6 protein-coding genes are annotated in these 7581 nt (G+C 65.0%); 4 read left to right on the forward strand and 2 right to left on the reverse strand.

The genetic code is table 11. The annotated features are described in order from the left end of the window. Nucleotides 1-38: 38 nt before the first annotated feature. Nucleotides 39-950 (reverse strand): aldose-1-epimerase, encoded by a 912-nt coding sequence (locus tag P2Q66_RS03265; protein ID WP_275725529.1) that lies wholly within the window; start codon nt 948-950, stop codon nt 39-41. 29 nt (nt 951-979) lie between these two features. Beyond that, nucleotides 980-2005, reverse strand: a complete 1026-nt coding sequence (locus tag P2Q66_RS03270; RefSeq protein WP_275725532.1) for a LacI family DNA-binding transcriptional regulator — start codon at nt 2003-2005, stop codon at nt 980-982. 139 nt (nt 2006-2144) lie between these two features. Between P2Q66_RS03270 and P2Q66_RS03275 the strand changes: the two genes are divergently transcribed. The 4 genes from P2Q66_RS03275 to P2Q66_RS03290 form a co-directional block, all read left to right on the forward strand. After that, nucleotides 2145-3443, forward strand: a complete 1299-nt coding sequence (locus tag P2Q66_RS03275) for an extracellular solute-binding protein (protein WP_275725533.1) — start codon at nt 2145-2147, stop codon at nt 3441-3443. 9 nt (nt 3444-3452) lie between these two features. Further along, the gene (locus P2Q66_RS03280) at nt 3453-4406 is read left to right on the forward strand and encodes a sugar ABC transporter permease (RefSeq protein ID WP_275725534.1); all 954 of its coding nucleotides are present in this window, start codon (nt 3453-3455) and stop codon (nt 4404-4406) included. Continuing rightward, nucleotides 4407-5225: a carbohydrate ABC transporter permease gene (locus tag P2Q66_RS03285; protein ID WP_079595366.1), complete on the forward strand. Its 819-nt coding sequence runs from the start codon at nt 4407-4409 to the stop codon at nt 5223-5225. A 2-nt stretch (nt 5226-5227) separates the two neighbouring features. After that, nucleotides 5228-7581, forward strand: a 2354-nt coding sequence (locus P2Q66_RS03290; RefSeq protein ID WP_275725536.1) for a glycoside hydrolase family 3 N-terminal domain-containing protein, incomplete at its 3' end; no start/stop codon positions are given.

Below are 7581 nucleotides of genomic sequence, written 5' to 3' on the forward strand. Positions count from 1 at the left end.
AGTGCCGGCTGTCCTGATCCGCCGACAGGTTTGATCCGCTAACCCTCCAGGGCGTGGATCGTGAACGCGAGCGTGTGCGACTGGCCGGGTTCCAGGACAACAAGGTCCTGGCCAGAGTTAAAGGCATCGGGCGGGCAGGTCATTGGTTCAACCGCCAGACCCTTGCGGCCGCGCAATTCTCCTGAATAGAGCTGCAGCCAGGGTGCCTGGTCCCCCGTTGATTGCAGCACCGCCGCAAGCTGCACGGCAGGGTTGCGGAGGATGACGTCCCACTCCCCCTCAGGGAGGTTGGTGAAGGCATGGTCCAGCGACTGCGAGGCAATCCTGCGGGCGTCCGAGAAGTCAAAGTCCGTGCCCTTGGTATCAACAAGGTCCGTAGGCTGCAGCTTGTCGTCCGTCAGGAGCACCTTGCCTGCCCGGAAACTCAACTCGCAGGTGGAGATGTCCCCGCCGCCCACCGTGAGGTAGGGATGGGAGCCGCAGCCGTAAGGCACTGGTGCCGGGCCGCAGTTGAGGGCACTGAGCTCGATTCGCAGCCCCGTGGCCGCGTCCAGCGCGTAGGTTGCCGAGAGCGCAAGCGGAAAGGGGTACCCGGGCTCGCCGTGCAGCAGGTGCGCCAGGGTCGCTTCGGCCTGCGAGCGCTGCTCCACCCGCCATTCGCTCCACAGCGCAAGCCCGTGCAGCGCGCTCCCGGTGGCCGCCTCGTTGACCGGCAGCTCATAACGCTGCCCACCGAAGGAGTACGCACCGCCGTTCACCCGGTTCGGCCAGGGCATGAGCGTCTTGCCTGCGAAGGCGGGGGGCAGTTCGTCGGCAGGATAGGGCAGGACCAGGTCCTGGCCGCGGAAAGCCAGGCTGTGCAGCCCGGCCCCCACAGTGGTGACAACTGCCGTGTAGTCCCCCGCCTCGAGCGTGATGAGCTCACCGTTGGCGTTGACGATGGATGACATGCGGTTCCTTTCGGGAGGCGGGGCCAGGATCAGATCCGGCCTGGAGGTGCAGTGCTTTGGCGGACAACGAGTGACGTCGCGAGATCCAGGCGCAGATTGTTGGGCCGCTCGCCCTCCCGCAGGCGCAGAACCATCCGGGCAGCCTCTTCGGCCATCTCGATCAGGGGCTGATGCACGGTGGTGAGGGCCGGGCTGGACCAGCGTGCCACCTGAAGGTCGTCGTATCCCACGATGGACAGGTCCCCGGGAACGGACAGGCCCAGTTGGCGGGCGGCATCGAGCACGCCGAGGGCCTGCAGGTCACTGCCCGCGAAGATGGCGGTGGGCCTTTCCTCGAGGGCCAGCAGCTCCAGGGCATGGGCGCGTCCGCCGTCCACGTGGAAGTCGCCGTACCTGATCAAGGAGCGATCGATGGGAATACCGGCTGTATTCAGGGCTGAGCTGTAGCCGTCGATCCGCGCCAAGGAGCACATCATGTCCTCCGGGCCGGAGATGGCGGCTATTCGTGTGTGGCCCAGTTCGATGAGGTGGCGGGTCGCCATCATGCCTCCGGCCCAGTTGGCGGAGCCAACGGAGGGAACACCGGGGGCGGGGTCACCCGCGGGATCAATGATGGCAAAGGGAATGGAGCGGGCCTCCAGCTGCTGCCGGTATTCCAGCGGCAGGTCGGAGAAAACGAGGACAACCCCGGCGGGCTGCCGCGCCATCACGCCCTCCACCCAGCCTGCGCCCGGCGCATGCCTGGTGCCGCTTTCGGTGAGGATGACGCTCATGCCGTTCGCCTTGGCGACATTTTCGACGCCGCGGATAATCTCCAGCGCCCAGGCGCTTTCGAGTTCCGGGAAGACCAGCTCCAGGAGCGCCGACCTGGTCGATGCCTTTCGCCGTTTGTACCCATGCTCCTCCAGGAGCTCCTCAACTTTCGTCCGGGTTTTGCGGGAAACGTCGGCGCGGCCGTTGAGGACCTTCGAAATTGTCGACAGCGAAACGCCCGCCTCCTCCGCCAGCTGGGCGAGAGTAACGCGCACGTCGGAAGAAGAAGCAGGGCTCGTCATGAGAAACAGCATAGCGATACTTTCGGTTTTTGTGCCGCAAATTTGCGAACCTCTTGCGCCGGTGAATGGCCGCGCCTAGACTGTGATCCATCAAACAACTTTCGGTCCTAGTATCGAAACTTTCGAGAGGCGTTCAAAGATGAACCACCACGGTTGGGTGGCCCGCACGATTGCCGGCAGCGCGGCTCTGGCCCTTGGCCTGACAATGGCCGGCTGCTCAGGAGGGTCCGGCGCAGCAAGCCGGCCCGAAAATGAAATTCACGTCGCCATGTACGGCGATGCGGGGAACACCGTCGAACAGAAAATGATCGACACCTTCAATGCAACATCCGACGTCAAGGTTGTCCTGGACAAGATCCCGGGCGCGGAGTACCAGTCCAAGCTCCAGACCATCATCGACACGCCCACGGCTCCGGACATCTTCTTCAACTGGGGCGGGGGCAGCATCAAGAACTTCGTGGATGCCGACCTCCTGCTCCCCCTTGACGACTTCATCAAGGAGGACCCGCAGTTGAAGGAAGCCTTCCTGCCGTCCGTGTTCGAGACTGCAGTCATCGATGACAAGGCATACGGGATCCCCATGCGGGGCACCCAGCCCGTCATGCTGTTCAACAACTCCAAGGTCCTCGCGGACGCAGGCATTTCCAATCCTCCCGCAACGTGGGATGAACTCCTTGAAGACGTCAAGATCCTGAAGGACAAGGGCATCACCCCCATCGCCCTGGGTGGCGCAGACAAGTGGCCCACCCTGATGTGGGTGGAGTACGTCTACGACCGCGTTGCAGGCGAAGGGCTGTTCAAGAAGGCCCTGGAGGGAGACACCAGCGTCTGGGAATCGGAAGAGAGCCGCAAGGCCCTGGGCATGCTCCGCGAACTGGTTGACGCCGGTGCCTTCGGCACCAATTTCGATTCCGTAAAGTTCACGGACGGCGGCTCCCCCGCCCTCCTCGCCAGCGGCAAGGCGGGCTTTGAGCTGATGGGCTCATGGGAATACGCCACCCAGCAGAGCAGCGACCCGCAGTTCGCCGCCGAGGTCCTGGGCTACAGCGAGTTCCCCAAGGTTGAAGGGGGCCTCGGCGACGAGGACAACCTGGTGGGCAACACCAACAACTTCTACTCGATCCACAAAAACACGCGCTACCCGGAAGCCGCCCGCGACTTCCTGAAGCTCATGTACTCCGATCAGTTCGTGCAGGAGCAGGTGGGCATCGGAAACCTGCCCACCACCACGAACACCGAGAAGTTCCTCGACAAGGCAGCAGATCCGGAATACGCCAAGTACCAGTTCAACCTGGTCAAGGAAGCACCTTCCTTCCAGCTCTCCTGGGACCAGGCGTACCCGCCGGAAGCAACTGTCACCATCCACACCGCCGTCGCCCAGTTCTTCAGCGGACAGATCGACGAAGACGGCTTCATCAAGGCCATGCAGAGCCTCTAGGAAACAACAATGACGACGACGCTTGCACAACGCAGGCGCCCGGCACATCCGGGCGGCCCCGCCAAGGGCCGCCCGGCAGTCCGGGGCGGCTCCAACGTGGGCCGCCCCGGCTTTGTCTGGGCCCTTCCTGCCAGCATATTCTTTGCCCTTTTCGCACTTGTCCCGCTCCTCGCGGTGGCCGTGCTCTCCTTCACCACCTGGAGCGGCCTTGGCGACCCGAAGTTCGTCGGGCTCAAGAACTGGGAAGCCCTCTTCGCAGACCCGGTCATGCTCCAGAGCCTCTGGCTCAGCCTGCTGTTCATTGTGCTCGGCATCGTCACGCAGACTCCGCTCAGCATCCTGCTCGGCGTCTGGGCAGCCGGCAACCAGAAGAACCGCGCCATCCTGAGCGCTGTCTACTTCGTGCCGCTGCTGCTCTCCTCGGCCGCCATCTCCGTGCTGTGGCGGGCACTTCTTGACCCTAACTTCGGCATTCCCGGCCAGATGTCCTGGCTGTTCGGGGACGGCAACATCCTTGGCACGCAGACCGGCGCCATCGCGGTGCTGATCTTCGTGGGCATGTGGCAGTTCACGCCCTTCCACACGCTGATCTACCAAGGCGCCGCCCGGCAGATCCCGCCCGTCCTGTACCAGGCCGCGTCAATCGACGGCGCCGGCACCGTCCGGCAGTTCTTCAGCATCACCCTGCCGCAGCTGAAGAACAGCATCATCACGTCAGTGATCCTGATGGTGGTCGGCGGCCTGACCACTTTTGAAACCGTCCTCATCCTGACCAACGGCGGACCGGGCACAGGTACCACCATCACCGCTTTCCACATGTACCAGGAAGCGTTCCGGCGGTTCGATTTCGGCACCGGCAGTGCCATTGCGCTGGTCCTCGTCGTCATCTCCACGGCCATCTCCTTCGCCGTGGTCCGCCTGTCCGGGTACGACAAGATGCGCAGTTCGCTGGAGGGGCTCTAAATGAAAACACGCCCGAATTACCTCGCCGGCATCGGAGCCTTCATTTGGCTCGCCATCGTGGCTGTTCCGCTCTACGTCATGCTGTCCGCGACGTTCCAGACCCGTGCCGAGTTCGGCGACAACGGGCCGCTGTCCCTGCCGACCAGCTTTACGCTGCAGAACTACGTGGATGCCGTGACCAGCGGCTTTGGCCGTTACTTCCTGAACACCATCATCGTTACCGTCGGAGTCGTGGGCCTGGTCCTGCTCCTGGTGCCGCCATTGAGCTACGCGATCGTGCGGAGCCAGAGCCGCGCCGCCTCGGCCATCTTCCGCTTGTTCCTGCTGGGCCTCGCGATCCCCGCCCAGGCCGTCATTGTCCCCGTGTTCTACCTCATCAACACTGTGGGCCTTTACGACAACCTGCTGGGCGTCATCCTCCCCACCGCGGCCTTCGCCCTGCCGATCTGCACCATCATCCTCAGCGGAACCATGCGGGACATCACCCCCGAGCTGTACGAGGCCATGGCCATGGACGGCGCTACCCCGGCCAAGTCCTTCCTGCGCCTGGTGCTGCCGCTGTCCAAGGGCGGCCTGTCCACCATCGCCGTATTCTCGGCCCTCCAGGCCTGGAACGGCTTCCTCTTCCCGCTGATCCTGACCCAGTCCGAGTCCACCCGTGTGGTCACGCTGGGCCTGTTCAACTTCCAAACCCAGTTCGGCATCAACATTCCCGGGCTCCTGGCCGCCGTGACACTGTCCATGGTGCCGGTACTTCTTGTCTACCTCTTCGCGCGCCGCGCACTTGTCCAGGGCCTGATGGGCGCTGGCGGAAAGTAATCATGACCGAAACCGCAACTCACAACGCGCCTTGGCGCGACACCGACGCCACACCGCAGGAACGTGCCGAAAGCCTCATCGCAGCCATGACCCTTCGGGAGAAGACGGGCCAGCTCTTCGGGGTCTGGGTGGGCGCCTCCACTGAAGGGGGCGAAGTGGCCCCGCACCAGAACGAGATGAACCCTCCCGTCGACCTGGACGAAATCCTGCCGAACGGCCTCGGACAACTCACCAGGCCGTTCGGGACCGCACCCGTGGACCCGGCCCTGGGCGCCTTGTCGCTCCAGCGGACCCAGCAGCGCATTGCCGCGGCCAACCGCTTCGGCATCCCCGCCCTGGTCCACGAGGAATGCCTGGCCGGCTTCGCCACCTGGCAGGCCACGGCCTACCCGGTTCCCCTTGCCTGGGGAGCCACCTTCAACGCAGACCTCATCCGCATCATGGGTGCCGCGATCGGCACCGACATGCGCTCCGTAGGTGTGCACCAGGGCCTTGCCCCCGTCCTTGACGTCGTGCGCGACGCCCGCTGGGGCCGGGTGGAGGAAACCATCGGCGAGGACCCTTACCTCATCGGGACCCTGGCCACCGCCTACATCCAGGGCCTGGAAAGCAGCGGCATCATCGCCACGCTCAAGCACTTCGTGGGCTACTCGGCGTCCAAGGCCGGCCGGAACCTGGCACCTGTGTCCGTCGGCGCGCGTGAGCAGGCCGACGTCCTGCTGCCGCCGTTCGAGATGGCCATCCGGGAATCGGGCGTCCGCTCGGTCATGCATGCCTACACGGACATGGACAGCGTCCCCACCGCCGCCGATGCTTCCCTGCTCACTGGGCTCCTCCGCGACACCTGGGGATTCAGCGGCACGGTTGTGGCCGACTACTTTGGTATTGCTTTCCTCAAGGAACTGCATGGCATCGCAGGGTCCCTCGGTGAAGCTGCAGCCGCGGCACTGTCCGCGGGAGTCGACGTCGAACTTCCCACCGTGCACGCCTTCGGCGAGCACCTTATCGCCGAAATTGAAGCGGGCCGTCTCCCCGTCAGCATGGTGGACCGCGCCCTGCGCCGCGTCCTTGTGCAGAAGATCGAACTGGGCCTGCTGGATACTGACTGGTCGGCGGTTCCGCCTGCCCTGCAAGAGGCCAATCTGCAGGATACCGCCGGCCTTGAAGGCAGCATCACCCTGGACACTGAGGCCAACCGGAAACTCGCAGCCAGGATTGCCGAGGAATCGATCATCCTCGCCAGCAACAACGGCATCCTGCCGCTGCGCACGCCCGGCCGCATCGCCGTCGTCGGACCCAACGCCGACAACACCCAGGCGTTCCTGGGCTGCTACTCCTTCCCCGCCCACGTTGGTGGACAGCACCCGGACGTTCCGGTCGGCATCGAACTGCCCACCGTGGCCGAGGCCCTCCGGTCGGAGTTCCCTGACAGCTCCTTCTCCGTCACCGCCGGCTGCTCCATCGACGGCGATTCCAGCGAAGGATTCGACGAAGCCGTTGCTGCCGCTTCCTCCGCGGATGTCGTCATCGCCGTCCTGGGCGACCGCGCCGGACTTTTCGGCCGCGGAACCAGCGGCGAAGGCTGCGACGTGGAATCCCTGGTGCTTCCGGGAGTCCAGCAGCAACTGCTGGACCGGCTGATCGAAACCGGCGTGCCGGTGGTGGTGGTGCTCCTTACAGGTCGCCCGTACGCTGTGGGCTCGGCCGTCGAGAACGCCGCAGCGATTGTGCAGGCGTTCTTCCCCGGAGAGGAAGGGGGCCCTGCTGTTGCAAAGATCCTCAGCGGCCGCGTCAATCCCAGCGGCCGGCTGCCCGTGAGCATTCCCGCCCGGCCGGGGGCGCAGCCCTCGACCTATCTGGCGTCCCGGCTGGCCCGCGCCAGCAGCGTCTCCAACATTGATCCCGCCGCGGCCTACCCGTTCGGCCACGGCCTGAGCTACACCACCTTTGAGTGGAGCGGCCTGACTGTTGACGGCGCCGCCGCTGTACCGGTGGACGGCGAGGCCAAGGCCAGCATCACGGTCACCAACACGGGCGGCAGGGCAGGAACGGAACTGGTCCAGCTGTACCTGCACGATCCGGTGGCATCGGTAGTCCGCCCGGAGCAGCGGCTCGTGGGATATGCCCGCGTCCCCCTGGAACCGGGTGCCTCCGCCCGCGTTGCCTTCACGGTCCCCGCGGACGTCGCATCCTTTACCGGCCGTGACGGACGGCGCATCGTGGAGCCCGGTGACCTGGAACTCGGCTTCGGCGCCTCAAGCGGGGACATCCGCCTGCAGGCAACGGTCACCCTCACCGGTACGCCCCGGACGGTGGACCATACCCGCCGGCTGCACTGCGGAGTCACGGTTACACC

Origin of the sequence: Arthrobacter sp. Cr_A7 (assembly GCF_029222765.1) — a bacterium.
Taxonomy (GTDB): Bacteria; Actinomycetota; Actinomycetes; order Actinomycetales; family Micrococcaceae; genus Arthrobacter.